The 23779-nt window shown below is 64.1% G+C and carries 19 protein-coding genes and 1 tRNA gene; 9 read left to right on the forward strand and 11 right to left on the reverse strand.

Features of this window, described 5'->3' with window-relative positions; genetic code table 11:
• Nucleotides 1-26: 26 nt before the first annotated feature.
• The 4 genes from clpP to ACP92_RS12900 form a co-directional block, all read right to left on the reverse strand.
• Nucleotides 27-653, reverse strand: coding sequence for an ATP-dependent Clp endopeptidase proteolytic subunit ClpP (gene clpP / locus ACP92_RS12885; RefSeq protein ID WP_013234557.1), 627 nt, complete (start codon nucleotides 651-653; stop codon nucleotides 27-29).
• Nucleotides 654-704: 51 nt separating this feature from the next.
• On the reverse strand, nucleotides 705-2054 hold the full coding sequence (gene tig / locus ACP92_RS12890; RefSeq protein ID WP_013234558.1) for a trigger factor: 1350 nt from the start codon (nucleotides 2052-2054) through the stop codon (nucleotides 705-707).
• A gap of 292 nt (nucleotides 2055-2346) precedes the next feature.
• Entirely contained in the window at nucleotides 2347-2844 is a 498-nt protein-coding gene (locus ACP92_RS12895) for a CreA family protein (protein WP_013234559.1), read from the reverse strand.
• Nucleotides 2845-2939: 95 nt separating this feature from the next.
• On the reverse strand, nucleotides 2940-3134 hold the full coding sequence (locus ACP92_RS12900) for a DUF1653 domain-containing protein (RefSeq protein WP_013234560.1): 195 nt from the start codon (nucleotides 3132-3134) through the stop codon (nucleotides 2940-2942).
• Nucleotides 3135-3370: 236 nt separating this feature from the next.
• Between ACP92_RS12900 and ACP92_RS12905 the strand changes: the two genes are divergently transcribed.
• The 3 genes from ACP92_RS12905 (at nucleotide 3371) to ACP92_RS25205 (ending at nucleotide 9831) form a co-directional block, all read left to right on the forward strand.
• Nucleotides 3371-3457 (forward strand) — tRNA-Leu (locus ACP92_RS12905).
• 464 nt (nucleotides 3458-3921) lie between these two features.
• Nucleotides 3922-7332, forward strand: a complete 3411-nt coding sequence (locus ACP92_RS25070; protein WP_240727241.1) for a calcium-binding protein — start codon at nucleotides 3922-3924, stop codon at nucleotides 7330-7332.
• A gap of 180 nt (nucleotides 7333-7512) precedes the next feature.
• On the forward strand, nucleotides 7513-9831 hold the full coding sequence (locus ACP92_RS25205) for a calcium-binding protein (RefSeq protein ID WP_276325955.1): 2319 nt from the start codon (nucleotides 7513-7515) through the stop codon (nucleotides 9829-9831).
• Nucleotides 9832-9923: 92 nt separating this feature from the next.
• On the opposite strand, the gene ACP92_RS12920 is transcribed toward ACP92_RS25205, so the two are convergent.
• Complete coding sequence (locus tag ACP92_RS12920) at nucleotides 9924-10673, reverse strand: SDR family oxidoreductase (protein ID WP_013234562.1); 750 nt, start codon at nucleotides 10671-10673, stop codon at nucleotides 9924-9926.
• Between the two features lie 175 nt (nucleotides 10674-10848).
• On the opposite strand from ACP92_RS12920, the gene ACP92_RS12925 reads away from it, so the two are divergent.
• A complete protein-coding gene (locus tag ACP92_RS12925) occupies nucleotides 10849-11133 on the forward strand; it encodes a hypothetical protein (protein ID WP_013234563.1) in 285 nt (94 codons plus the stop codon).
• A gap of 34 nt (nucleotides 11134-11167) precedes the next feature.
• On the forward strand, nucleotides 11168-11977 hold the full coding sequence (gene hpnC, locus ACP92_RS12930) for a squalene synthase HpnC (protein ID WP_013234564.1): 810 nt from the start codon (nucleotides 11168-11170) through the stop codon (nucleotides 11975-11977).
• 35 nt (nucleotides 11978-12012) lie between these two features.
• Here hpnC and ACP92_RS12935 read toward each other — a convergent pair whose 3' ends face one another.
• Nucleotides 12013-12852, reverse strand: coding sequence for an HDOD domain-containing protein (locus ACP92_RS12935; protein ID WP_013234565.1), 840 nt, complete (start codon nucleotides 12850-12852; stop codon nucleotides 12013-12015).
• Between the two features lie 387 nt (nucleotides 12853-13239).
• On the opposite strand from ACP92_RS12935, the gene hpnD reads away from it, so the two are divergent.
• From hpnD to ACP92_RS12950, 3 genes are all read left to right on the forward strand, one after another.
• Entirely contained in the window at nucleotides 13240-14073 is an 834-nt protein-coding gene (gene hpnD, locus ACP92_RS12940; RefSeq protein ID WP_013234566.1) for a presqualene diphosphate synthase HpnD, read from the forward strand.
• A gap of 15 nt (nucleotides 14074-14088) precedes the next feature.
• Nucleotides 14089-15420, forward strand: a complete 1332-nt coding sequence (hpnE, locus tag ACP92_RS12945) for a hydroxysqualene dehydroxylase HpnE (RefSeq protein WP_013234567.1) — start codon at nucleotides 14089-14091, stop codon at nucleotides 15418-15420.
• Nucleotides 15421-15599: 179 nt separating this feature from the next.
• Entirely contained in the window at nucleotides 15600-16742 is a 1143-nt protein-coding gene (locus ACP92_RS12950; RefSeq protein WP_013234568.1) for an alpha-hydroxy acid oxidase, read from the forward strand.
• 132 nt (nucleotides 16743-16874) lie between these two features.
• Here the strand turns inward: ACP92_RS12950 and ACP92_RS12955 are convergent, their stop codons facing one another.
• Genes ACP92_RS12955 through ACP92_RS12970 form a run of 4 tightly spaced genes read right to left on the reverse strand, consistent with a single transcriptional unit; the run spans nucleotide 16875 to nucleotide 20297 of the window.
• Nucleotides 16875-17546: an ankyrin repeat domain-containing protein gene (locus tag ACP92_RS12955; protein WP_013234569.1), complete on the reverse strand. Its 672-nt coding sequence runs from the start codon at nucleotides 17544-17546 to the stop codon at nucleotides 16875-16877.
• Nucleotides 17543-18322, reverse strand: coding sequence for a TatD family hydrolase (locus ACP92_RS12960; RefSeq protein ID WP_013234570.1), 780 nt, complete (start codon nucleotides 18320-18322; stop codon nucleotides 17543-17545). The genes ACP92_RS12955 and ACP92_RS12960 overlap by 4 nt, the downstream gene beginning before the upstream one ends.
• A 59-nt stretch (nucleotides 18323-18381) precedes the next feature.
• The gene (locus ACP92_RS12965; protein ID WP_013234571.1) at nucleotides 18382-18930 is read right to left on the reverse strand and encodes a response regulator transcription factor; all 549 of its coding nucleotides are present in this window, start codon (nucleotides 18928-18930) and stop codon (nucleotides 18382-18384) included.
• Between the two features lie 35 nt (nucleotides 18931-18965).
• Entirely contained in the window at nucleotides 18966-20297 is a 1332-nt protein-coding gene (locus ACP92_RS12970) for an ATP-binding protein (RefSeq protein WP_013234572.1), read from the reverse strand.
• Between the two features lie 160 nt (nucleotides 20298-20457).
• On the opposite strand from ACP92_RS12970, the gene ACP92_RS12975 reads away from it, so the two are divergent.
• The gene (locus ACP92_RS12975) at nucleotides 20458-22659 is read left to right on the forward strand and encodes a TonB-dependent receptor (RefSeq protein WP_013234573.1); all 2202 of its coding nucleotides are present in this window, start codon (nucleotides 20458-20460) and stop codon (nucleotides 22657-22659) included.
• 76 nt (nucleotides 22660-22735) lie between these two features.
• On the opposite strand, the gene ACP92_RS12980 is transcribed toward ACP92_RS12975, so the two are convergent.
• Entirely contained in the window at nucleotides 22736-23773 is a 1038-nt protein-coding gene (locus tag ACP92_RS12980) for a DNA polymerase III subunit delta' (RefSeq protein ID WP_013234574.1), read from the reverse strand.
• Between the last annotated feature and the right edge of the window lie 6 nt (nucleotides 23774-23779).

The raw sequence follows: 23779 nt of genomic DNA on the forward strand, positions 1-23779 counted from the left end.
ACGACGCCGTGCTTGCCAACAACAGCTCAACCACGCTCGGTCAGCACCTTGTCGATCAGGCCGTACTCCGCGGCGGCGTCAGCCGACATGAAGTTGTCGCGGTCGGTATCCTTGCTGATCTGCTCGACAGTACGGCCGGTCTTTTCAGCGAGGATGGTGTTCAGACGTTCACGCAGGTAGAGGATCTCGCGCGCCTGGATCTCGATATCCGATGCCTGGCCCTGGGCGCCGCCCAGAGGCTGGTGAATCATGATGCGCGAGTTCGGCAGCGAGAAACGCTTGCCCTTGGCGCCAGCGGCCAGCAGGAAAGCGCCCATGGAGGCGGCCAGACCCGTGCACAGCGTCGACACTTGCGGCTTGATGAACTGCATGGTGTCGAAGATCGCCATGCCGGCCGAGACCGAACCGCCAGGCGAATTGATGTACAGGGAAATGTCCTTGTCCGGGTTTTCGCTTTCCAGGAACAGCAGCTGGGCCACGATCAGGTTGGCCATCGCATCATTGACCGGCCCGACCAGGAAAATGATGCGTTCCTTCAGCAGGCGCGAATAGATGTCGTAGGCGCGTTCGCCCCGACCACTCTGTTCGATCACCATCGGCACCATGCCGAGCATTTGCGTATCCAGTGCAGATTGCTTCATCAGACCTGTCATGTATGCATCCTTAAGCGTAAGAGTTTTCTGATACTACTAGAGAAAACCGGATTACGCTTGCGCCTGATTACCCATCAGTTCATCGAACGAAACCGGCTTTTCCGAGACCTTGGCCTTGCCGAGAACGTAGTTGACGACGTTTTCTTCCAAAACAAGAGCTTCGACTTCGGCCAGACGGCGGCGGTCGGAGAAGTAGTACTTCAGCACTTGTTGCGGGTCTTCGTAGCTCTGGGCGAAATCTTCGATCTGGGCCTTGACCTGTTCTTCGGTGGCTTCCAGCTTGTTCTGCTTGACCACTTCAGCCAGGATCAGACCCAGGCGCACGCGGCGCTCGGCCTGGGCGGTGAACAGTTCCTTGGGCAGTTGCATGCCCTTGGGGTCCATGCCGCGCTGGGCCATGTCCTGACGGGCCATTTCGGCCAGACGCTCGACGTCCTGGTCGATCAGGGCCTTGGGCACTTCCAGCTCGGACGCCTTGATCAGGGCGTTCATCACGCTGTCCTTGGTCTTGGCCTTGGTGCGGGCGGTGACTTCGCGCTCCAGGTTCTTCTTGATGTCTTCGCGCATCTTGGTCAGATCGCCGTCTTCGATGCCCAGCGACTGAGCGAAGACTGCATCGACTTCAGGCATGTGCGCCCATTCGATCTTCTTGACGGTGATGGTGAATTCAGCGGTCTTGCCGGCCACGTCCTTGCCATGGTAGTCCTCGGGGAAGGCCAGCGGGAAGGTCTTGGATTCGCCGACCTTCAGGCCGATGGTCGCGGCTTCGAATTCCGGCAGCATGCGGCCTTCGCCCAGCACGAACGGGAAGGCTTCGGCCTTGCCGCCCTGGAATTCCACGCCGTCGATCTTGCCGACGAAGTCCACGGTCACGCGGTCGCCGTTCTGGGCCGACTGGTCAGCGCCGCCGTCGCCGTGCGCGCCTTGCTCGCCCTTGACGTGGTAGTGCACGCGCTGCTTGCGCAGGATGTCGATGGTCTTGTCGATTTCAGCGTCGGAGACCGAAGCGGTGGTCTTCTCGACTTCGGCGCCGGACAGGTCGCCCAGGGTCACTTCGGGATAGACTTCGAAGGTCGCGTCGAAGGCCAGCTTGCCTTCACCGGCTTCTTCGCTGGTCTTGGGTTCGATGCGGGGGAAGCCTGCCACGCGCAGGTTGTTTTCGACAGCGGCGTCGTTGAAGGCACGACCGACCTTGTCGTTCAGGACTTCGGTTTCGACCTGGTAGCCGAACTGGGCGGCAACCATCTTCATCGGCACTTTACCCGGACGGAAACCCGGCGCCTTGGCGGTGCGGGCACGCACCTTCAGGCGCTTTTCCACTTCAGCCTGAACATCGGCCAGCGGGAAAGACAGGGTCATACGACGTTCGAGTTTGCTCAGGGTTTCGACAGCAGTTGCCATTTAAATCGTCCAAATGTTAAGAATTCCGTAAGCCGGAGCGTTTTCGCCACGTCCCAATCAACTCAGATAAGTGACTGCAGACGACAAGCGCCCTGCCCGGCCGCGCTAAAGCTCGCTATTTTATACGGAAAAAGCGCCGATAGTCCAAAATTGGCCTTGCCAGGCTGCAAACACCGGCAAAATCCCGCTGCTGGCCGCTGCGCCAGGTCTGGCGCGGATCGTCAAGGCGCGGGGAAGCGACGGAGCTGCCACCCTGCCGAGTGGCCACGTAAAGAATTTAGAGAATTTCTTCCTACTTCACCGGAATGGGCGTGGCCGGCGACACCGGCACGGCCGTCACCGCGTTCATGGGGCTGCCGTCGATGAGCTTGTCCGAATAGGTCAGATAGACCAGGGTATTGCGCCTGGCATCGACCACCCGCACCACATGCAGGCGCTTGAAGAGGATGGACATGCGCTCGCTGAACACATCTTCCTGCACCGGCAGCTTGTCCTTGAACTGCAGGCTGGGCGCGACCTGGCGACAGGCGATGGAGGCCTCGGACTTGTCCTCGGCCAGTCCCACCGTGCCCTTCACGCCGCCGGTGCGGGCGCGCGAAACGTAGCAGGTCACCCCGACCACCTTGGGGTCGTCATAGGCTTCGATGACCACGCGGTCGTTTTTGCCCAGCCAGCGGAAGGCCGTGCTGACGTCGGCCAGTTCCTCGGCCGAAGCGGACTGCGGAAGGAGCGCCGCCAGGCTGACGGCAGACAGGATGGCCCCGACCAGGGCGCGTGCTTGAGGTTTCATGGAAATGCCAGGCAATGGTGAACAGATGAGATAGACCGGCCAGAGCGCATATTGTTCAGCTTGCGCACCCGGCCATGAAGACAGAGACAGCCTGCTCAGTCTTCGATTTTCTGGAAGCGCGGCACCTGCTTGCCATCGACCTCCACCATTTCAAAGAAGGCCTCACGCGGACGCAGCCACAGCCGTCCATCGGCGGCGCGATAGACGATCATGGGGGTGAGGTCAGCCTCCAGGATGGCCTCATCGACATATTCATAGATACCCCCCTTGTAGTGACGATACAGTGTCATGCGCTTCCCGCTTCCTGCTGAGTGTGTTGGACAGTGAGGCGGCATGGTACTACCGATGACCGGCTGTGCGAATCTCCCCAGACTCTGCTGACATAGGCCGCACAGAAAAACGCCCACAGGGTCAACGGCTTGCAGTACAATGGCGCGCTTTGACAAAATGCTACCTGCATCGGTAGCGGCAACTCTGCGGCAAGCCCGCTGCCAGACTGCTTTCGCACCGATGCCCGACACCTTCAGCGAGGATGGCGAAATTGGTAGACGCACCAGGTTTAGGTCCTGACGCCAGCAATGGTGTGGGGGTTCGAGTCCCCCTCCTCGCACCAGACAATCCGTTTCAAATCAAGGATTTGGAAATACGCTCGCTCCGATATTGAGCTCGGGCGGCGCAGCCTCGTGCGGCGCCGACAGTCGATCTGCAGAAAAGGGGGGAATGCCCCCTTCCCCCTCTCCGCCCTCACCAAAGGGCAGCCGAAGATATTGCTGGTTTGAACGACCTTCAGTTGCTTCACGTTGGGGTTCTCCAGCCATTCGTTGCTTGTCAACGGATCAACGGCACTTTCGGGAGATTTACCGAAGTAATTCAATCCGCTTGAATGGTTTCGGGACAAAAAATTTACATAAAACTTGCAGGTCACAGGGAGCAACAGAAGCTTGCACGTCAGCCCGACGCCAAGCCACCAGCACCCTGGAGTTGCAAGTGATACGTCCCCGAGGGGAGACGCATGGATGATGCGATGACTTTCCTCGAACACAACCGCCGCCCAAGGCGTACTTGAAAGGGAATATCGTGTCCACCACCCCCACCAAGCAAGGTCAATCCACTTCCACTGCCGAATCGCACGACCCCATCATCAGACGCATCAATGATCGCTTCGTCAGCATTCAAACCGGCAGTGAATTCAAGGTCGTGTTCTCGCCATTGCATCCTGGCATCAAGTTGTTCGACGGCCCACCGCCTACGCCGGCGGGCAAGCCTGCCAGCGTTGCGCCCGTCAATAGCGACAAGCCCGCCAGTACGTCTCCCGTCAGCACCAGCAAGCCTGCCAGCATCACTCCAGTCACCATCGACAAACCCGCCACCGTTGCTCCCGTCAACAGCGACAAGCCTGCCAGTGTGCCTCCCGTCAGCACCAGCAAGCCTGCCAGCGTCACTCCAGTCACCATCGACAAACCCGCCACCGTTGCACCCGTCAACAGTGACAAACCCGCCAGTACGCCTCCCGTCAGCACCAGCAAGCCTGCCAGCGTCACCCCCGCCGGCGCAGCTCCGGTCAGCACCGACAAGCCTGCCGGCGCCCCCACTCCAGCCGTGGCAGCCATCCTGCCCGCTGAACACGACAAGATCGACGGAAAGGATGTCCTGGTCTATGGCTATCCGAAATCCTACGACATGCTGAATTACTCCCAAGGCTTTGCCGTCAGCGGGTACTACGGCACTTGCACCGAGGCCAGCATAGCAAACTTGCTCAGTATCGCTGGGCAGGACGTGAGCGAAGCAGATGTGATCAAGAGGGCCATCGTCAATGGCTGGTGCGACACCACCTCAGATAACCCTTGCTTACGCGGTGGGGCCATGACCGGCCAGCAGCGAGACCTCCTCAAAAGCTATGGCGTGGAAACCGGGGTTCTCAACGACTTCGACCCGGAAAAGCTGGCCATGCTCGTCAAACAAGGCAGAGGCGTGATCCTCGGCGTCGAGAGCAAGGAGCTGTGGGGCGCAGAGTTGCCCCCCATTCTGCATACCCTGCTCAATGACAACCATGTGATCAACCTCACCGGAGTTGCCTACGCAGCCGATACCGGCGCACTGCTAGGCTTTTACATCTCGGACACCGGGCGCGGTCGGCCTGAGGACAAGGCGCGCTTCATGACGGTGAGCGAACTGTACAAAGTGGCGCATTTCGACTACGGCTGCAACGCCATCTATACGCTGGATCCGATCAAGAAGGCCAAGGTCCCTGATACGGGCCCGGCCGATCCGTCCAAGCCCCAGATGGGCAAGGAATACGGCGTCAAGCTGATCATCTATGGCGATCCCAAGGCCTACCACAACCTGAATTACGACCAGCCTGTCGTGATGGCCATGTACACTGAGACGTCCGGCGAAATTGCGGTCGCCAACATCGCAGCACTGGCTGGCCAGTCGCTCTCTCCCAAGACGGTGCTGCAGACCGCCATCGATGAAAAGCTCTGCGACACCACCAAAAAGGACAGGGATCTGGGCGGCGGCACGACCAGCGAAAATCAAGTGGCCCTGCTGAAGAAATTCGGTATCGCCGCCACGCTCGAACAGGGCTTCGATGCGAACGCCGTGGCCCAGCACATCATCGAGGGCAAGGGTGTGATCCTGAGAGTCAACGGCGGCGTGCTCTGGTGCAAGACCGAGCCCGATCATCCCGGACGATCCGATTATTCGGTCACCGTCACGGGCGTGGCCTTCTCGGCCGACACCGGCGAGGTCGCCGGATTCTATCTGGCAGATCCCGGCTTTGAGTTGAGTGGGGCGCGCCCCCGCTACATCGAGATCAATCACTTGCGTCAGGCCACCAGCGTAACCGGCGTGACCACCATCACCACCAATGATGCAATCAAGCCGCACAGCCCTCCTCCCGGCAGCATCAGCCTTGATCCGGCCAACGCCAGCGCAATCACGGCGGCCGCCAAGCCCGCAGGCGCTGCGTCAGACAGCCCCATCGCCCTACCCAATGCGCAGCGCTACCTGGAGGCCTTCAATGCGCCCGCCCCCTTCGGCGACGATGATGGTCCGCTGAAAAAGCTGCCCGGCGTCACCGCCCGCAAGACCCTGATCCTCGATGACACGACCAACGATCTGGACGTGGGCGCTGACCACCTCAATGGCATCGGCAATGCCCTGGCCAACCGCATCACGGGTAATGACCGCGACAACATCCTCGATGGCATGGCGGGCGCCGATACCCTTACCGGAGGCAAGGGTAACGACAGCTATTACGTGGACGACGCGGGCGACAAGGTGATCGAGAAGGCCGGCGAAGGTCTGGATACGGTCTATGCCACGGTCAGCACCACCCTGGCGGCCAATGTCGAGAATCTGGTCTTGCTCGACGCCTCCAAGCCGCAGACCGCCGTGGTCAATGGTATCCATGTGCTGGTCTATGGCAGGCCGAAATCGTATCAGTTGGACTACAAGCAGGGCGATGCGGTCAAGGGCTACCGTGGCACCTGTGGCGAAACGGCCGTGGCCAACATCACCATGCTCGGAGATCGGCCTGCCAGCGAGAAAGAGGTGGTGGAAAGAGCGATCAAGGAAAAACTGTGCGATACCCTCACGCCCTACGACCAGTTCCGGGGCGGGAGCGATGAGAAACAGCAGCAAGCCTTGCTCAAGGATTTCGGATTGCGCTCCAGTGTCACCGAAGGCTTCGATGAAAAGTCGGTCGCCCAGAGCATCAAGGAAGGCAAGGGAGTAGCCGTAGGCGTGAGCGCCGGCAACCTCTGGGGAATGAGCCTGAGAGACCAGGACCAGAGCGACCACGTCATCACGGTGACCGGAGTAGCCTGTTCAGCCATGACCGGCGACATCGTCGGCTTCTACATCGCCGATTCGGGACTGGGACGAGAAAGCGACCGCTGCCGCTTCGTGAGCTCCGAACAATTGCGCTATGCCGCCAAGGTGAACGGATCCTACACCCTCACCACCGATGACCCCATCAAGTTGCGCAACCAGAACCTGGACGCCACCGGCAACGAGCTCGACAACGTCCTGGTGGGTAACCGCGGCAACAACGTGCTCTCCGGCGGCAAAGGCAATGACCTGCTCATCGGCGGGCCCGGCAATGACACCTACAGCTTCGCCAAGGGTGATGGTCAGGATGAGCTCTACGACCACGACGCCACCAAGGACAACCTCGACACGCTCACCTTCGCCGACGCCAAGCAGACCAACCTCTGGTTCAGCAAGGCCGGCAACGACCTGAAGATCAGTGTGCTGGGCTCCAAGGACCAGGTCACGGTCAAGGACTGGTATGTCGGCGGCGACAGCGGGACTGACAACCACATCGAACGCATCAAGACCGCCGATGGCAAAACGCTCTACGACACCGACGTCGAGCAACTGGTGCAGGCCATGGCCAGCTTCGCCCCGCCCACGGCCACCCAGAGCAGCTGGAAGGATGGCCAAAGCAGCAATGGCAAGGTCTTGCTGACCGTCACGCATTGATCTGACGCAGCCCGGTGGCGAGGAACACTTCGCCACCGGTCGCCTTGGCAGTTCATCGAGCTCATTCCCAGCCAACCATCTGCAGGCCGGATTGCATTGCTTACCAGGCCTGCGCTACGCATGGGCGCGGCGGCCCTGCCCGCCTCTATCGCCCTGCACGGCGTAACTGAAAGGTAGATCGTGACCACACCCAACACCCAAAAAGCGCAAACCGCCGCCTCCACTGCGGCCCCGGAACTTGTCATCACCCGCATCAATGATCGCTTCGTCAGCATCAAGAGGGGGTCCATCTCCGAGGTCGTCTTCTCACCCATCCGTCCGGGCATCAAATTGTTCGCGGATGCGCCCCCCACGCCGGCCAGCCAACCGGTGGCCGCCAACCCGGTCATTCCCGCCAAGGCCGTGGTCGCGGTCGCACCGGTCACGAGCACGCCTGCCAAGGCATCCCCTCCCGCTGCCCCCGCGGCTCCCTCTGTTTCCGCAAGCAGCCCGCCTGCGGCCGCGCCCGCCCCGATCATCAGCAAAGCGCCCGGCCTCGCCCCCTCCACTACCAGCGCCCCTGCCGCTGCGGCCTCACCCGTAGCCAGCGCACCGCCGGTCACGCCTGCCGTTGCCGCCGCGCCCGCAAGCAGCCCGCCACCGGTCACACCCGTCGCTGCTGCCACGCCCATAAGCAGCTCGCCACCCGTCACACCCACCGTTGCTGCCGCGCCCGTCGCCAGTCCACCACCGGTCGCGCCTAACCCGGTGGTCATCATTGCGCCCAGCATTACGCCTGCCAGCACCAGCACAACTGCCGCTGCCGCCGCTTCCGTGGCCAGCGCGCCGCCGCTCACGCCTGCCCCGCTGATCAGCAAAACCCCCAGCGCTCCCTCCAGCAACGCCAGTGCAGCCGCCACTGCTACCGCCCCCGTCGCCAGTGCACCTGTCACCGCCCTGCCCAGCCAGCCCCAGGCCAGCGCCCAGCCAGCCGTCACCGCGCCCGCCGTTGACCTGGTGGCCCAGGCCAATGCAGCGCGGTACCTGGAGAGCTTCAACGCCCCCGCTCCCTTCGGCGACGAAGACGCCAGGCCCAAGAAGAGCAAGGAAGTCGCGGCACCGAAGAACCTCAGCCTGGATGAAGACACGGACGATCTGTCCCTGGGCAGCAGCCTCAACGGCATCGGCAATGCCCTGGACAATCGCCTCACCGGCAATGACCAGAACAACATCCTCGATGGCATGGGCGGGACCGATACCATGATCGGCGGCAAGGGTGATGACAGCTATTACCTGGACAATGCCGGCGACAAGATCGTCGAACAGGCCGGCGAAGGCGTCGATACGGTCTATGCCACGGCCAGCACCACCCTCGCAGCCAACGTCGAGAACCTGGTGCTGCTCGATGCCAGCAAACCGCAAAGCGCGGTGGTCAATGGCGTCAATGTGCTGGTCTACGGCATGCCGCGTTCGTATCAGCTGGATTACGACCAGGGTGGTGAAGTCGAGGGCTATTGGGGAACCTGCGGCGAGACCAGCGTGGCCAACGTGACCTTGATGGGCGGCCATGCGGTTTCCGAAAAGGAAGTGGTCCAGCGCGCCATCAAGGAAAACCTCTGCGACACCGCCGCCGAGTCCGCCGATACGCGCGGCGCCACCTCCGAAGACGACCGGCAGGCCTTGCTGCAGGACTTCGGTTTTGCGGCCAGCGTCGAGGAGGAACTCGATCTCAAGGCGGTGGCTCAGAGCATCAAGGACGGCAAGGGCGTCATCATCAGCGTGAGCGCCAGCAAGCTCTGGGATCTGCACGAAGAGAACGAGGACGCCAGCGACCACGCCATCACGGTCACCGGCGTCGCCTGTTCAGCTGCCAGCGGCAAGATCGTCGGCTTCTATATCGCCGACTCCGGGCGCGGCCTGGCCAGCGACATGTGCCGCTTCGTCTCGCTGCAACGCTTGCGCGCGGCCACCAACGTCTACGGGGCCGATACCGTCACCACCGATGACCCCATCAAACTGCGCAACCAGAACCTGGACGCCACCGGCAATGAACTGGACAACATCCTGGTCGGCAATCGCGGCAACAACGCCCTCACCGGCGGCAAGGGCAACGATCTGCTCATCGGCGGCGCCGGCAACGATACCTATGCCTTTGCCAAGGGCGACGGGCAGGATGTGCTCTACGACCACGATGCGACCAAGGGCAACCTGGACACCCTGAGCTTCAGCGACGTCAAACAGACCAACCTCTGGCTCAGCAAGGCGGGCAATGACCTGCGCATCGATGTGCTGGGCACGACGGATCAGGTGCTGGTCAAGGACTGGTATGTGGGCGGTGACAGCGGCAGCGACAACCATGTCGAACGCATCAAGACCGCCGATGGCAAGACCCTCTACGACAGCGACGTGGACAAGCTGGTGCAGGCCATGGCCAGCTTTGCCCCGCCTGCGGCCACCCAGACCAGTTGGCCGGAGACCGCAGGCGGCAATGGCAAGGTCTTGCTGACGATCAGCCACTGAGCCCGAGCGTCGGCCGCCAAGCCGCGTACTGCCTCAGCTGCAGGCGCTCCGGGTGCTGCTCTCGGGCAGCACCCGTGGTTGGCTGACACCAGTCACTTCACCGCGCTGTTGCCGCCATCGGCGTAGAGCGCCGTACCGGTGACGAAGCTGGCCATGGGACTAGCCAGGAACAGCGCCGCCGCGGCGATCTCCTCGGGCTGCGCGATGCGCTTCATGGCGTGCAATCCGGCGGCCCACTGCTTCTGCTGCGGGTCGCCGCCCATGTCGGTGTCCACCCCGCCAGGCAGCAAGGCATTGGCGCGGATTCCCTGGACGGCGTAGTCGGCGGCAATGCCCTTGACCAGGCCCATCAGGCCGGCCTTGGCCGCACCATAGGCCGCCATGCCCGGAAGGCCAGCGCTGCTGCCCACGAAACTGGAGGTAAAGACGATGGCGCCTGCCCCGCGCGCCAGCATGGCGGGGATCTGGCAGCGCGCGCCCAGGAAGGCCGACGTCAGATTGGCGTGCAAGGTGTCCTGCCATTGCTGCGGCGATATCTCCGCCAAGGGCTTGCAGGCCCCCACCGCGCCCGCATTGTTGATGGCGATATCGAGGCCGCCAAATTCGTCCAGGGCCATGGCCACGCCACGCTCGTGCGTGGCCGCCTCGCCCACATCGCCGGCCACTACGCTGGCCCGGCCTCCCTGCGCACAGATGAGGGCGGCGACTTGCTCCAGCGCGTCTTGCCGCCTGGCCGTGAGGATGAGCGCAGCCCCGTGCCGGGCGAACAACAGGGCCGTAGCTCTTCCTATCCCGGCAGAGGCTCCCGTGATGAGGGCGACTTTTCCTTGCAGCGTGTTCATGAGTGCATCTCCTGATGTTGACGTTCAAGCCCACATCCTGAGGCCGCCGGCGATGCCCTGCACTCCGCTTCTTGCTTTCGATGACGGCGGCCATCGCCAGTCTTAGCTGCTACAATCCGCGCCTTTGCTGGCCATCGCGTCCCGCATCCCACTGACAAACTGACAAGGCCCCGCCATGCCCACCCAGGAAGAATTCGACGCCCTGAAACAAAGCCACAACGCCCTCCTGAACAAGTTCATCGAGAACAATACGGCCGACCAGATCCTGTTCTCCACCCTCTTCACGGCGGCGGCCGTCCTGTCCAAGGATGGCAAGCAGTTCACCGAAGGCGCCATGGGCATCGCCCGCTCGCTGGCGGCCCAGCTCGGCGCCGGCGGGGCCATGCCCAAGGCGCTGCTGGAGACCGTGGAAACCCGCATCGCCACCATCGAGGCGCTGCTCAAGGACAAGTTCGACTGATCCCCGCCACCGCCCTCACGCAGGAGCCGCCCTCATGGCCGTGGACCATTACGAGAACTTCCCCGTCGCATCGCTGCTGCTGCCGGCCCGCCTGCGCCCGGCCGTAACGGACATCTATGCCTTTGCCCGCAGCGCCGATGACATCGCCGACGAAGGCGACGCCGCCCCTGAAGAACGCCTGGCCGGTCTGCACGCCTACGAGGCGCAGCTGGACCTGATCGCCCGGCAGCAGCCCTGCGCCACCCCCATGTTCGAACGGTTGCGGCACACCATCGCCCGCCACGAGCTGCCGCTGCAACCCTTGCGCGACCTGCTGTCGGCCTTCCGCCAGGATGTGGTGACCACGCGCTATGAGCACTACACCGATCTGCTCGACTATTGCCGGCGCTCGGCCAATCCGGTCGGAACGCTCATGCTGCATCTGTACGGCGCGGCCAGTGAGGAGAACCTGCGCGACTCGGACGCCATCTGCAGCGCGCTGCAATTGATCAACTTCTGGCAAGACATTGCCATCGACTGGCAAAAGCAACGCATCTACCTGCCATTGGAAGATCTGGCGCGGTTCGGCGTGACGCCAGAGGATATTGCCGCCGGTCGCTGTGACGGTCGCTGGCAGCAGTTGATGCGCTTTGAAGTCGAACGCGCCCGCGCACTCATGCTCGCCGGCGCGCCGCTGGCCAAGCGCCTGCCAGGCCGCATCGGCTGGGAACTGCGTCTGGTGGTGCAAGGCGGATTGCGCATCCTGGCGCGCATCGAGCGCGTCCAGGGTGATGTGTTCGGCCATCGCCCCAAGCTGGGCAAGGCCGATTGGCTGGCGGTAGGCGGGCGCGCCCTGACGATGTAGAACAGCGTCGCAGGCGCGCAGCCCGCGCCGGGCGCTTAGACCAGCAGGGCCGCCGTGAGGCTGCGGATCTGCTCTTCGGAATCGTCCAGCAGTTCGCGCAGGGAATGATCGCCGATGTAGTCATCCACCAGGTTCTCGCCCCCCACGCCGGCCTCGGCCACGACGCTGCGCTGCAGGGGCGAAGGCACGGGAGAAAGCTCCTTGGCCAGCAACAGCACGTCGCCGATGGTCTGCGGCGGCAGCACGCGCACCCCATGCCACAGCGATTCGATGGCGTCGACCACCGGCTGGGGCACGCCCAGCTTCTTGAGCACGGCGCGGCCGATCATCTTTTCGCCGTATTCCATCCAGTCCTCGGTACCGCCGTCGAGCAGCCCCGGGAAATCGTCGGTGCGCGACAGCAGGTAGAAGCCCCCGACCTCGTGCACGATGCCCGCGAACATGGCGGTCTCGGGGTCAGCTTTGGTCAGCTTGGCGGTAAGCACGTAGGCAGTGGCGGCCACGTGGGCGCAATGCTCCCACAACTGGGCCGACTTGATCCGCATGCCGGGATTGTTGATGGTGCGGCCGAGCTGGCGCACGATGACCGACGTGGTGATGGTGTTGAGGGTGCGGAAGCCCAGCCGCATCACGGCCGCCCGCACATTGTTGATCTCGCCGCCGGAGCGGTTGTAGGCCGCCGAATTGGCAATGGCCACCGTGCGCGCCGACACCAGCGGCTCGGCCATCACCAGCTTGGCCGCCAGTTCGAGGTGGCAGTCCGGATCAGCCAGCGCCTTCTGCAGCTTGATCGAGGCGCTGACGTTGGCGGGGAATACCAGCTCCCCACGACCGGCCTGTGAGGCGATATTGCGAAAGATTTCCAGTCTGTCCATGATGTCTCCAGCCTCCAATGCACCTGTGGTTTGCCAATCCGGATGATTTTGCTGCACTGCATCGTCCGGCGGCCGCGCTGTTACGGTCCTGCTCTACTGCAAGCCTGCTTGGGTCTTGTTGCGGTCTTGTTCCGCTGTTGTTCCGCTGTTTGCTCCGCTGTTTGCTCCATTATCGGCATGGTTCACCTCTTTTTGATGCCATGCGACTTTGTTTTCTGCAATCCGGCTGCTCTGAGCTTAATGGACAACGCGGGTAGCTGCAATACGGCAATCTGTCACCGGCCTGACACATTTGCCCTGCCGGGTACACTCGGCTAGCATAGCGCCTTTGCCGGACTTTGCCGCCCAGTCAGCTCCGGCCACGCATCCACCGCAGCCACGCCACCCATGTCTCCAGACGAATATTGCCAGCAGAAGGCCGCCGCCAGCGGTTCCAGTTTCTATTACAGCTTCCTGTTCCTGCCGCCGCAGCGCCGGCTGGCGATCACGGCCCTGTATGCCTTTTGCCGCGAGGTCGACGACACCGTCGATGAAATCGAGGACACCATGGTGGCGCGCACCAAGCTGATGTGGTGGCGCAAGGAGATCGCCGCCATGCTGGAAGGCCAGCCCACCCACCCGGTCACCAAGGCGCTGCATCCGCATGTGGCGACCTATGGGCTCAAGGGCGAGCACCTGCAGGCCATCATCGACGGCATGGAAATGGACCTCGACCAGAGCCGCTACCTCGACTATCCGGGGCTGCAGCGCTATTGCTGGCACGTGGCCGGCGTGGTGGGCGTGCTCTCGGCCAGCATCTTCGGGCATACCCAGCCCGGCACCCTGCTCTTTGCCGAAAAGCTGGGCCTGGCTTTCCAGCTCACCAACATCATCCGCGACGTCGGCGAAGATGGCCGCAAGGGCCGCATCTACCTGCCCGTCAACGAACTGCAGCAATTCAATGTGACCGCAGCCGACATCCTCAACGCCCGCCACAGTGAGCGTTTCGAGGCACTGATGAAGTTCCAGGTCGAGCGCGCCCAAGCCGTCTATGACGAAGCCTTCGCCTTGCTGCCCAGGGAAGATCGCCGGGCCCAGCGCCCCGGCCTGATGATGGCGGCCATCTACCGCACCCTGCTGGACGAAATCGCCCGTGACGGCTACCACGTCCTCCACCAGCGTATTTCGCTCACCCCCATCCGCAAGCTCTGGCTGGCCTGGAAGACCTATGTCTTCGGCTGACCAGCCTTTCGTCCGATGAGCAACGCCCCGCGCCACTACGCCGTCATCGGCGCCGGCTGGGCCGGCTGCGCCGCCGCCGTGGCGCTGGCGGCCGGCGGCCACCGGGTCAGCCTGTTCGAGGCCGCGCGCACCCTGGGCGGCCGCGCGCGCCGGGTCGAACTGGAGGAGCGGGTGGTGGACAATGGCCAGCACATCCTGCTGGGCGCCTATCGCGCTACCCTGGCGCTGATGAAGCAGGTCGGTGTGGATTCCGCCAGCGCCTTGCTGCGCCTGCCCCTGCAGATGCGCTATCCACTGCAAGGCAACGCCGAGGGCATGGACTTCGTGGCGCCGCGCCTGCCTGCGCCCTGGCATGTGGCCGTGGCCCTGCTGCGCGCCAAGGGCCTCACGCGGGAAGACAAGATGGCGCTGGCGCGCTTTTCGACCACGGCGCGCTGGATGGGCTGGCAGTTGCACCAGGACTGCAGCGTGAGCGAACTGCTGGCGCGCTTTGATCAGACGCCGCGAGTGATCCGCCTGATGTGGCGGCCGCTCTGCATCGCCGCCCTGAACACGCCGCCTGAACGGGCCTCGGCGCAGGTCTTCCTGAACGTGCTGCGCGACAGCCTGGGCGCGCGCCGCGCCGCCTCCGACATGCTCATCCCCCGGCTGGACCTGAGCGCCCTGCTGCCCGACGCCGCCGCCGCCTACCTCGCCAAGCGCGGTGGCCTGGTACAGGCCGGCGTGGCCGTGGCGCACCTGCTGCCGGGCCAGCAGGACACCACCTGGCGGCTGCAAGACCGCGCCGGTGAAAGCCTGGGCGAATTCGCCGGTGTGGTGCTGGCCACCGGCCCCGAGGCAGCGGCGCAGCTGCTGCAGGGCCTGCATGACACCAGCCGGCTGGAGAGCCTGCAGCACGAACCGATCACGACCTGTTACCTGCATTACCCGCAGGGCGCGCGCCTGCCGGCCCCCTTCCTGGCGCTGGCCGACGACCCGCAGCGCCAGGCCTGGGGCCAGTTCGTCTTCGACCGCGGGCAACTGGGCGGCGAGGCGGGTTTGCTGGCCGTGGTGGTCAGCGCTGCCGGGCAAGCCATCGCCGATGGCCAGGCCGCGCTCACCGAGGGCGTCACCCGCCAGCTGGCCAGCGACTTTGCCGATCCGACCCTGGCGACGCCCGGCTGGAGCCGGGTCATCACCGAAAAGCGCGCCACCTTCGCCTGCACGCCCGGCCTGGTCCGTCCCGACAGCGCCGACCTGCCCGCCGGGCTGGCGCTGGCAGGCGATTATGTCGCCGGCGACTACCCAGCCACACTGGAAGGTGCGGTGCGCAGCGCCATGGCGGCGGCGCGGCGGGTGGCGGGCTGAAGCCTGCGCGCCCACAAAATTTTCATGGATGGCGGCAAAGGGATTCACCCCATCTGTGGCGGTGATGCACTACGATACTGGGCAATCTGCAATGCTCAGCAGCCCCGATTCCGGTTCGTGCCTGCCCGACCATCGCCCGGCGGCATCCAGCCGCGTTTGATATCTACGGAGAAAATAATATGCCGGTCATGACCTGTGTCGAAGACTTCCGCCTGCTCGCCAAGAAACGGGTCCCCAAAGCGTTTTACGACTACGCCGACAGCGGCTCCTACACCGAGAGCACCTATCGCGCCAACAGCAAGGATCTGGCGGCGCTGAAACTGCGCCAGCGGGTGGCCATCAATGTCGATGAACGCAGCACCCGCACCACCATGATCGGCCATGACGTCACCATGCCGGTAGCCATCGCTCCCACCGGCCTGACCGGCATGCAATGGGCCAACGGTGAAATGCTGGGCGCCATTGCCGCCGAGAAGTTCGGCATTCCCTTTACGCTCTCGACCATGAGCATCTGCTCCATCGAGGACGTGGCCAGCGTGACCACCAAGCCATTCTGGTTCCAGCTCTACGTGATGCGCGACCGTGGTTTCGTGAAATCGCTGATCGAACGCGCCAAGGCGGCCAAGTGCTCGGCCCTGGTGCTGACGCTGGACCTGCAGATCCTCGGCCAGCGCCACAAGGACCTGAAAAACGGCATGTCGGTGCCTCCCAAGCTGACCCTGGAAACCCTGCTGGACCTGGCCAGCAAGCCCGGCTGGGCGCTGCGCGCGCTGGGCGGTCGCAAGACCTTCGGCAACCTGGCCGGCCACATCAAGGGCGGCGAAGGCGCCGGTGGTGTGCAGACCCTCTCCAAGTGGACCGCCAGCCAGTTCGATCCCACGCTGAACTGGGACGACGTGGCCTGGATCAAGCAGCAATGGGGCGGCAAGCTGATCCTCAAGGGCATCCTCGACGTGGAAGACGCCAAGCTGGCCGTGCAAAGCGGGGCCGACGCCATCGTGGTGTCCAACCACGGCGGCCGCCAGCTCGATGGCGCGATGTCGTCCATCGAAGCCCTGCCGGCCATCGCCCAGGCCGTGGGCGACCAGATCGAAGTCTGGTTCGACGGGGGCATCCGCTCCGGCCAGGACGTGCTCAAGGCCGTGGCCCTGGGCGCGCGCGGCACCATGATCGGCCGCGCCTTCCTCTACAGCCTGGGCGCCATGGGCGGCGAAGGCGTTTCGCAGATGCTGGAGATCATGCGCAAGGAACTCGATGTCAGCATGGCCCTGACCGGCACCAAGGACATCAAGGACGTCGGCCCGCAGATCCTGATCCCTTGATTCCCTGATCGGCCGTCAGACCGATCAGGCCCATCAGCCCCATCAGACACAAGGTCCCGGTCCACCGCGAGGTGGCCGGGACCTTGTCATTGAGGCCGCTGCCAGGACGCCGCTGGCGGCCTGCGGCACAGCTTACTGACGGGGCTTCTGGTTGAGCACGTCGATCACGCCATCCTGGCCGTAGCGCTTGGCCAGGTCCATGGCGGTCAGGCCATCCTTGTTCTTCAGGCTCAGGTCGGCGCCATTGTCGCGCAGCACCTCCACGGCGGCCACACGCCCGCGCATGGCGGCCAGCATGACCGGGGTCATCTTGTCATCGGGCGACTCGCAGTCCACATAGGCCGAGGCATCCAGCAAAAGCTTGACGATCTCGGAACTGCCATTGATGGCGGCGTAGTGCAAAGCCGTCCAGCCGGGCCGGTTGACCTCGACCTCACGCGCCAGCAGCAGCTTGACGACCGGTGCATTGCCGTAGAACGAGGCCAGCATCAGCGGGGTATCGCCATTGGTGGCCTGGGCTTCGAGATTGACGTCGGGCGCATTGACCAGCACGTCGAAGGCTTTCATCGAATCTTCGCGGATGGCCAGCATCAGGCCGGTGTAGCCGCGCTTGGGCTCGATCAGGTTGGGCCCCATGCCGCGCTGCATCAGTTGCTTGAGGAAATAGACATTGTCCATGCGGATGGCCTGGAAGTATTCCTCATAGGCCCCGGCCCGGGCTGCACCCGGCAACAGCAGCGAGGTGTAGAGAACGATGCGGCCGAGGCCGCGGCAACGCAGGCGTAGCTTTTCCAGCAGGGTCATGGCTTGATTCCGAACAGCTTGAAGAAATTCTCAGAAGTCTGGCGCGCCACCTCGGCCGCCGACGTGCCGCGCAGGTCGGCGATGAACTCGCCCACATGTCGCACATAGCCCGGCTCATTGGTCTTGCCGCGGAAGGGCACCGGCGCCAGGTAAGGGGAATCGGTCTCGATGAGCATGCGCTCCAGCGGGATCGCGCGGGCCACCTGTTGCAGGTCCTTGGCCGACTTGAAGGTCACGATGCCCGAGAACGAGATATAGAAGCCCAGCTCGATGGCGGCGTCGGCCACTTCCTGGGATTCCGTGAAGCAATGCATCACGCCAGCCGCACCGCCGGCTTGCGGGCTTGCGCCCTCTTCGCGCAGGATGCGGATGGTGTCCTCGGAGGCGGCGCGCGTGTGGATGATGAGCGGCTTGCCCGTGGCGCGGGAGGCGCGGATATGGGTGCGGAAACGCTCGCGCTGCCACTCCAGGTCACCTTGCAGGCGGTAGTAGTCCAGCCCGGTCTCGCCGATGGCGACGATGCGCGGATGGTCGGCCAGGCGCACCAGCTCATCCACGCTGGGCTCGGGCGTATCCTCGTAATCAGGATGCACGCCCACCGAGGCATAGACATGGGGATACTGCTCGGCCAGCGCCAACACCTGCGGGAAGTCGGGCAGGTCCACCGACACGCACAGGGCGTGGCTGACCTGGTTCTCGGCCATCTTGCCGAAGATTTCCGGCAGACGCGCCGCCAGGTCGGGAAAATTGATGTGGCAATGGGAATCGATATACATGGCCGCTATTGTAAAGCCATGCCGTCCGGCTGTCCTGCCTCAGCCCACCTCAGCCCACCTCAGCGCGCCACGGGGCGCTTGGCGAGCTTGCGCTGCAAGGTGCGCCGGTGCATGTTCAGCGCCCGCGCCGTGGACGAGATATTACCCTCGTGCTCGGCCAGCACCCGCTGGATGTGCTCCCACTCCAGCCGCTCCAGCGACAGCGGCGAGGCCTCCTCCACCGGCAGCGGCGTCTCGGCGGCTTGCTCGCCGTTGCCGCTGTGGCTGAGCGCCGAGAGGATGGAATCCACATTGGCTGGCTTGGCCAGGTAGTTGTCGGCCCCTGACTTGATCGCCTGCACCGTGGTGGCAATGCTGGCGTAACCGGTCAGCACCAGCAGGCGCGCATGAGGCAGCGCCTGGCGCAGCGGCGAGACCCACTGCAGACCGGAATCCTTTTCCAGTTGCAGGTCGATGGTGGCGTAATCGAAACGCTCGCGGCGGGCCGCTTCCAGCGCCGCTTCGCCGCTGTGCGCCACGGTCGCACGAAAACCGCGCCGCGCCAGCGAGCGGGCCAGGGTGCCGGCAAAGACGTCGTTGTCGTCGAGGATCAGGAAAGCTGCGCTCATCGTCAAATCTGCAAATGATATAAAGAATATAAAACTCAATCAGCCGGCCCCGGACTCGGCATGGCGCTCAGTGGCAGGCGCAACTCCGCACAAGTCCCCTGCCCCGGCGTGGAATAGAGGCGCAGCTTGCCGCCCAGATGGGCGGCGCTGGCAAAGGCCAGCATCAGGCCGATCCCCGAACCGCCCGAACTGCTGGCCACCGGGGCGCGGCCCAGGCGCTGCAACAGCTCGGGAGCGATCCCGCTGCCGTTGTCGGCGATCTCAATGATAGCCGCCTTTTGCGCCGGCCTGCCCGCGGGCTCATCGGCGGCGCGCATGCGGATGCTGACCCGGCCCTCAGACCCGCGCTCGCGCACCGCATGCGCGGCATTGTCCAGCAAGGTCAGCAATATCTGCGACAGGTCTTCCAGGCGCGCCGCTACCCAACCGGGCTGGTGCACCTCGGCGCTGAGCAGGACGGCCGGATGGCGCAATCGCCATCCCTCCAGCAAGGTCGTCAGCCACGGCGTGATGGGCGCGCTGTCCTCATTGCGGGTCTGGGCGTCGGCGTCCTGGCGCATGCTTTCCAGCGCCGCCTTGCAGACGGCGATCTGCTCCTCGACCACGCGCAGCTCTTCGTCATAGGCGGCCAGCGCCGGCTGGGTGGCCATGTCGCGCCGCAGTTCTCCGGCGATCACCGCGACCGTGGACAAGGGCGTATTGAGTGCATGCGCCGCGCCGGCCGCCTGGGTCCCCAGCGCCAGGATGCGCTGGCTCTGCAATTGCCGCTCGCGGGCGCGCGCCAGCTCGGTCTCGCGGGAACGCACCGCAGCAGCGATACGGCTGACGAACCAGGTGATGAGCAGTGCCGAAATCGAGAAATTGATCCACATTCCGGCCAGGTGGTAGGCCATGGCCTGCCCCTGGTCGTGGATGTGCAAGGGTTCATAGACATAGACCAGCCCGGAATACGCCCCCAGCGCGCACAGCGCCAGCAACAGTGCGTACGGCCAGGCCAGGCTGGCCGCCCCGGCCGCCAGTGCAGGCAGGTAGAACGAGACGAAGGGATTGGTCGACCCGCCCGAAAAATACAGCAAGGCGGTCAGCACCGCCAGATCCAGCAGCAACTGCAGGAACAACTCGCGCTGTTCAGCCGGCCGTGTCCAGCGCAGCCGTAGCCAGGTTGCCCCGTTGAGCAGGGCCTGCAGGCCGATCAGCGCCAGCAGTTGCGGCACCGGCAACGCGATGTGCAGCCAGCCATGCGCCCCCGCCAGCACCAGCAATTCGCCGGCCACCATCGCCCAGCGCAGCCAGAACAGGCGCGACAGCAGCACATGCTGGGTCGGGAACGGCGAGGCAGGCGAACGCAGGCGGGGAGAAGAAAACATGCGGAGATTATACGACCCACGCAGTGAGGCAACTATCTCTTCGGGTAAGCGCCGGATTCTCAAAAGTAACGTAAAATTGCCAAATTAATGCCAATGATAATCATTAGTATTTACCATTTTTTACGTTCCCCTCCTGTTGTTGAAATTTCCTTAGCCTTCCATGACTTCCTCTACCCCGCTCACGCTTCATCCCCTGGCCGCCGCTGTGGCGCTGATCTTCCTCGCCCCGCTGCCAGCCCTGGCTCAGGCCCAGGCCACCGCCCCGGACCAGCAAACCTTGCCCACTGTCACCGTCAATGCCTCGGCCGACGCCTCCGCCGATGGCCTGCCCGCCGAATTCGCCGGCGGCCAGGTCGCACGCGGCAGCCGCCTGGGCGTACTGGGCAACGTCGACAACCTCGACAGCCCGGTGCGCTCGGTCGCCTACACCCAGCAACTGATCGCCGACCAGCAGGCCCATGGCGTGGGCGACGTGCTCAAGAACGATCCGGTGGTGCGCACCACACGCGGCTTCGGCAACTTCCAGGAGTCGTACATGATCCGCGGCTTCATCGCCAACTCGGACGACCTGATGTACAACGGCCTGTTCGGCATCCTGCCGCGCCAGTATGTGGCCTCCGAGATGATGGAACGGGTCGAGGTGCAGTATGGCGCCAGCGCCTTTCTCAACGGTGCAACGCCCGGCGACGCCGGCCTGGGCGGGACCATCAACATCGTCCCCAAGCGTGCGGCCAATGAACCCTTGACCGACCTCACCCTGGGCTATGAATCAGGCAACAGCCAATACGCAGCCCTGGATGTGTCGCGCCGCTTCGGCCCGCAAGAGCGGCTGGGCGTGCGCATCAATGCCGCGCGCCATGCCGGCGGCACGGGTGTGGCCAATGAAAGGCGCGAGACCAACCTGTTCTCGCTGGGCGTGGATTACCGGGGCAATGATTTCCGCCTCTCGGCCGACCTGGGGCTGCAGGAAAACAACCTGTCCAACGTGCGCCCCAGCGTCACCATCGGCGCCGGCCTGACCAGCCTGCCCGTAGCGCCCAGCGGCTCTGCCAATTACGGCCAGCCCTGGTCATATTCCAATGCGCGCGACCTCTTCGGCACCGTACGCGGCGAGTGGGATCTCTCGTCCAGCACGACCGCCTGGGCAGCCTTTGGCGCACGCCAGGGAACGGAAAACAATTCACTGTCGGGCGTGCGGGTGACCAATGCCAGCACCGGCGCCGCCGCCACCTACCGCTTCGACAATGCCCGCCAGGACGACGTGGCCACCGGCGAAGTGGGCGTGCGCACCCACCTCCAGACCGGGGCGGTCTCGCACAAGCTGGTCGCCGCCGCCTCAGCCTATTCGCTCAACTCGCGCAATGCCTACGGGCTCTCCCCATCCTACGCGTTGGCCACCAATCTCTACAACCCGACCAACTACGCCCAGCCTGCGCTGACCTCGCTGGGCAACAGCCTGGCCGATCCGCAGACCACCATCAAGACCAATCTGCTCAGCGCCGTGGTCTCCGACACCCTGGGCTTCTACGATGACCGTGTGCTGGTCACGGTAGGGGTGCGCCAGCAGCAGCTCAAGTCGGACACCTACGCCTACAACACCCAGGCCAACACGGCCCACTACGACCAGAGCGCCACCTCGCCCATGGCGGGTGTGGTCTTCAAGCTGACCAAGACGCTGTCCGTGTACGGCAACTACATCGAAGGCCTGCAACAAGGCAAGCAGATCACCGATACTACCGCGGCCAACTATGGCCAGGTGCTGGCCCCGTACAAGTCCAAGCAAAAGGAGGTCGGCGTCAAGTATGAACTGGGCGGCCTGGGCCTGGGCGCGGCCTTCTTCACCACAGACCGACCGCTGTCCTACAAGGATGCGGTCACCAACATCGAAGCCACCAATGGCAAGCAGCGCAACCGTGGCGTGGAACTGACCGCCTATGGCGAAGTGACCAAGGGCGTGCGCCTGCTGTCGGGCCTGACCTTCCTGGACGCCAAGCAGGTGCAGACCAACAGCAGCGCCAACAATGGCAAGTACGCCATCGGCGTGCCTCGGGTGCAGGCCAATGCCGGCCTGGAAGTCGATGTGCCGGGCGTGCGCGGCCTGACCCTCAATGGCCGCGCCACCTACACCTCGACCCAGTACGTCGATGCAGCCAACCAGCTGGAAGTGCCGTCCTGGGTGCGCTATGACCTCGGCGCACGCTACCTGACCGACATCGGCGGCCACGCCGTGACCTTGCGCGCTTCCATCGACAACGTGGCCAACCGCAACTACTGGCAGTCTGCCGGCGGCGCCTCCAACTCGGGCTACCTGGTGGCGGGCAATCCGCGTACGTTCAGCACCTCGGTCTCGGTGGCCTTCTAAGCACAGCGCTCAAGACAAATCGCCCGGCCCCATGACATGGGGACCGGGCGATGTTGCGCGCTGCGGGCGAAAGGTGTCAGTCGAACAGGCCAGCGTAATCGATCAGCATTTCCTCGATGAAGAGCTTGGCCGACAAGGGATGGTCGGCAATGGCGCGGCGATCACCCATGCCGCGCAAAGCCCTGGAGAGGGCCAGCGCATCGACCCGCTCGGCCAGCCGGCCCAGCTCCTTGCCATAGCGCGGATAATAGCGCACCACGCCGGCCGACTTCAGCGACAGCAGGTCATACAGCCAGCGCTGCACCCAGCCGACCAGATCGGCGGCGGGCGTCTTCTGCAATTTGTCGGCGGCGCGCAAAGCGCCATCCACGCCGGGCTGCGCCAAGTGACGCAGCAATTCATCCAGCGCCTCACGGCCTTCGCCCTGGGCCGCTTCCAGCGCGGCCAGCGGAGCGCCGCCCTGCTCGGCCAGCCAGGCATCGGCGTCCTTGACGCCCTGCTGCTTGAGCCAGGCCAGCGCCTCGCCATGGCCGGGCGCGCTCAGGGCGAACTTGCGGCAGCGGGAGAGGATGGTCGGCAGCAAGCGATCCAGGCGATTGGACAGCAGCAGGAACATGGTGCCCGGCGGCGGCTCTTCCAGCGTCTTGAGCAAGGCATTGGCGGCGGCGGTATTGAGCGCCTCGGCCGGATAGAGCATCACCACCCGCAAGCCCGAACGGTGGGTGGAGACGTTCATGAAATCGGCCAGCGCACGGATCTGGTCGATCTTGATGTCCTTGGAAGGCGCCTTGCTGGCCTTGGCGGTCTTCTTTTCTTCGCCAGCCTCGTCATCGGCCGTTTCGTCGTCCAGCACTTCCGGACGCACGCGCCGGTAGTCCGGATGATTGGATTGCGAGAACCAGTTGCAGGAGGCGCACACCCCGCAGGCATGGGCCTCGGGCGTGGGCGATTCACACAGCAGCGACTTGGCGAAGGCTTCGACGAACTGCGTCTTGCCCGTGCCCGCTGCGCCGTAGAACAGCAGCGCATGCGGCAGCCGTTCGCGCAATTGTTGCAGCTGGCGCCAGCTCTCGCCCTGCCAGGGCAGCAACACGTCGGAAGAAGTCAAGGACATGCGATC

Source organism: Herbaspirillum seropedicae (genome assembly GCF_001040945.1).
In the GTDB taxonomy this organism is placed as follows: Bacteria; Pseudomonadota; Gammaproteobacteria; order Burkholderiales; family Burkholderiaceae_D; genus Herbaspirillum; species Herbaspirillum seropedicae.

Coding starts and splice junctions, on each gene's coding strand:
- ACP92_RS12900 (WP_013234560.1), bottom strand. CDS start 3,134: ATGACACTGTATCGTCACTACAAGGGGGGTATCTATGAATATGTCGAT.
- ACP92_RS12955 (WP_013234569.1), bottom strand. CDS start 17,546: ATGACCCTGCTGGAAAAGCTACGCCTGCGTTGCCGCGGCCTCGGCCGC.
- ACP92_RS12925 (WP_013234563.1), top strand. CDS start 10,849: ATGCCCACCCAGGAAGAATTCGACGCCCTGAAACAAAGCCACAACGCC.
- ACP92_RS12920 (WP_013234562.1), bottom strand. CDS start 10,673: ATGAACACGCTGCAAGGAAAAGTCGCCCTCATCACGGGAGCCTCTGCC.
- ACP92_RS12935 (WP_013234565.1), bottom strand. CDS start 12,852: ATGGACAGACTGGAAATCTTTCGCAATATCGCCTCACAGGCCGGTCGT.
- ACP92_RS12895 (WP_013234559.1), bottom strand. CDS start 2,844: ATGAAACCTCAAGCACGCGCCCTGGTCGGGGCCATCCTGTCTGCCGTC.
- hpnE (WP_013234567.1), top strand. CDS start 14,089: ATGAGCAACGCCCCGCGCCACTACGCCGTCATCGGCGCCGGCTGGGCC.
- tig (WP_013234558.1), bottom strand. CDS start 2,054: ATGGCAACTGCTGTCGAAACCCTGAGCAAACTCGAACGTCGTATGACC.
- clpP (WP_013234557.1), bottom strand. CDS start 653: ATGACAGGTCTGATGAAGCAATCTGCACTGGATACGCAAATGCTCGGC.
- ACP92_RS12975 (WP_013234573.1), top strand. CDS start 20,458: ATGACTTCCTCTACCCCGCTCACGCTTCATCCCCTGGCCGCCGCTGTG.
- ACP92_RS12970 (WP_013234572.1), bottom strand. CDS start 20,297: ATGTTTTCTTCTCCCCGCCTGCGTTCGCCTGCCTCGCCGTTCCCGACC.
- hpnC (WP_013234564.1), top strand. CDS start 11,168: ATGGCCGTGGACCATTACGAGAACTTCCCCGTCGCATCGCTGCTGCTG.
- ACP92_RS12965 (WP_013234571.1), bottom strand. CDS start 18,930: ATGAGCGCAGCTTTCCTGATCCTCGACGACAACGACGTCTTTGCCGGC.
- ACP92_RS12950 (WP_013234568.1), top strand. CDS start 15,600: ATGCCGGTCATGACCTGTGTCGAAGACTTCCGCCTGCTCGCCAAGAAA.
- hpnD (WP_013234566.1), top strand. CDS start 13,240: ATGTCTCCAGACGAATATTGCCAGCAGAAGGCCGCCGCCAGCGGTTCC.
- ACP92_RS12960 (WP_013234570.1), bottom strand. CDS start 18,322: ATGTATATCGATTCCCATTGCCACATCAATTTTCCCGACCTGGCGGCG.
- ACP92_RS12980 (WP_013234574.1), bottom strand. CDS start 23,773: ATGTCCTTGACTTCTTCCGACGTGTTGCTGCCCTGGCAGGGCGAGAGC.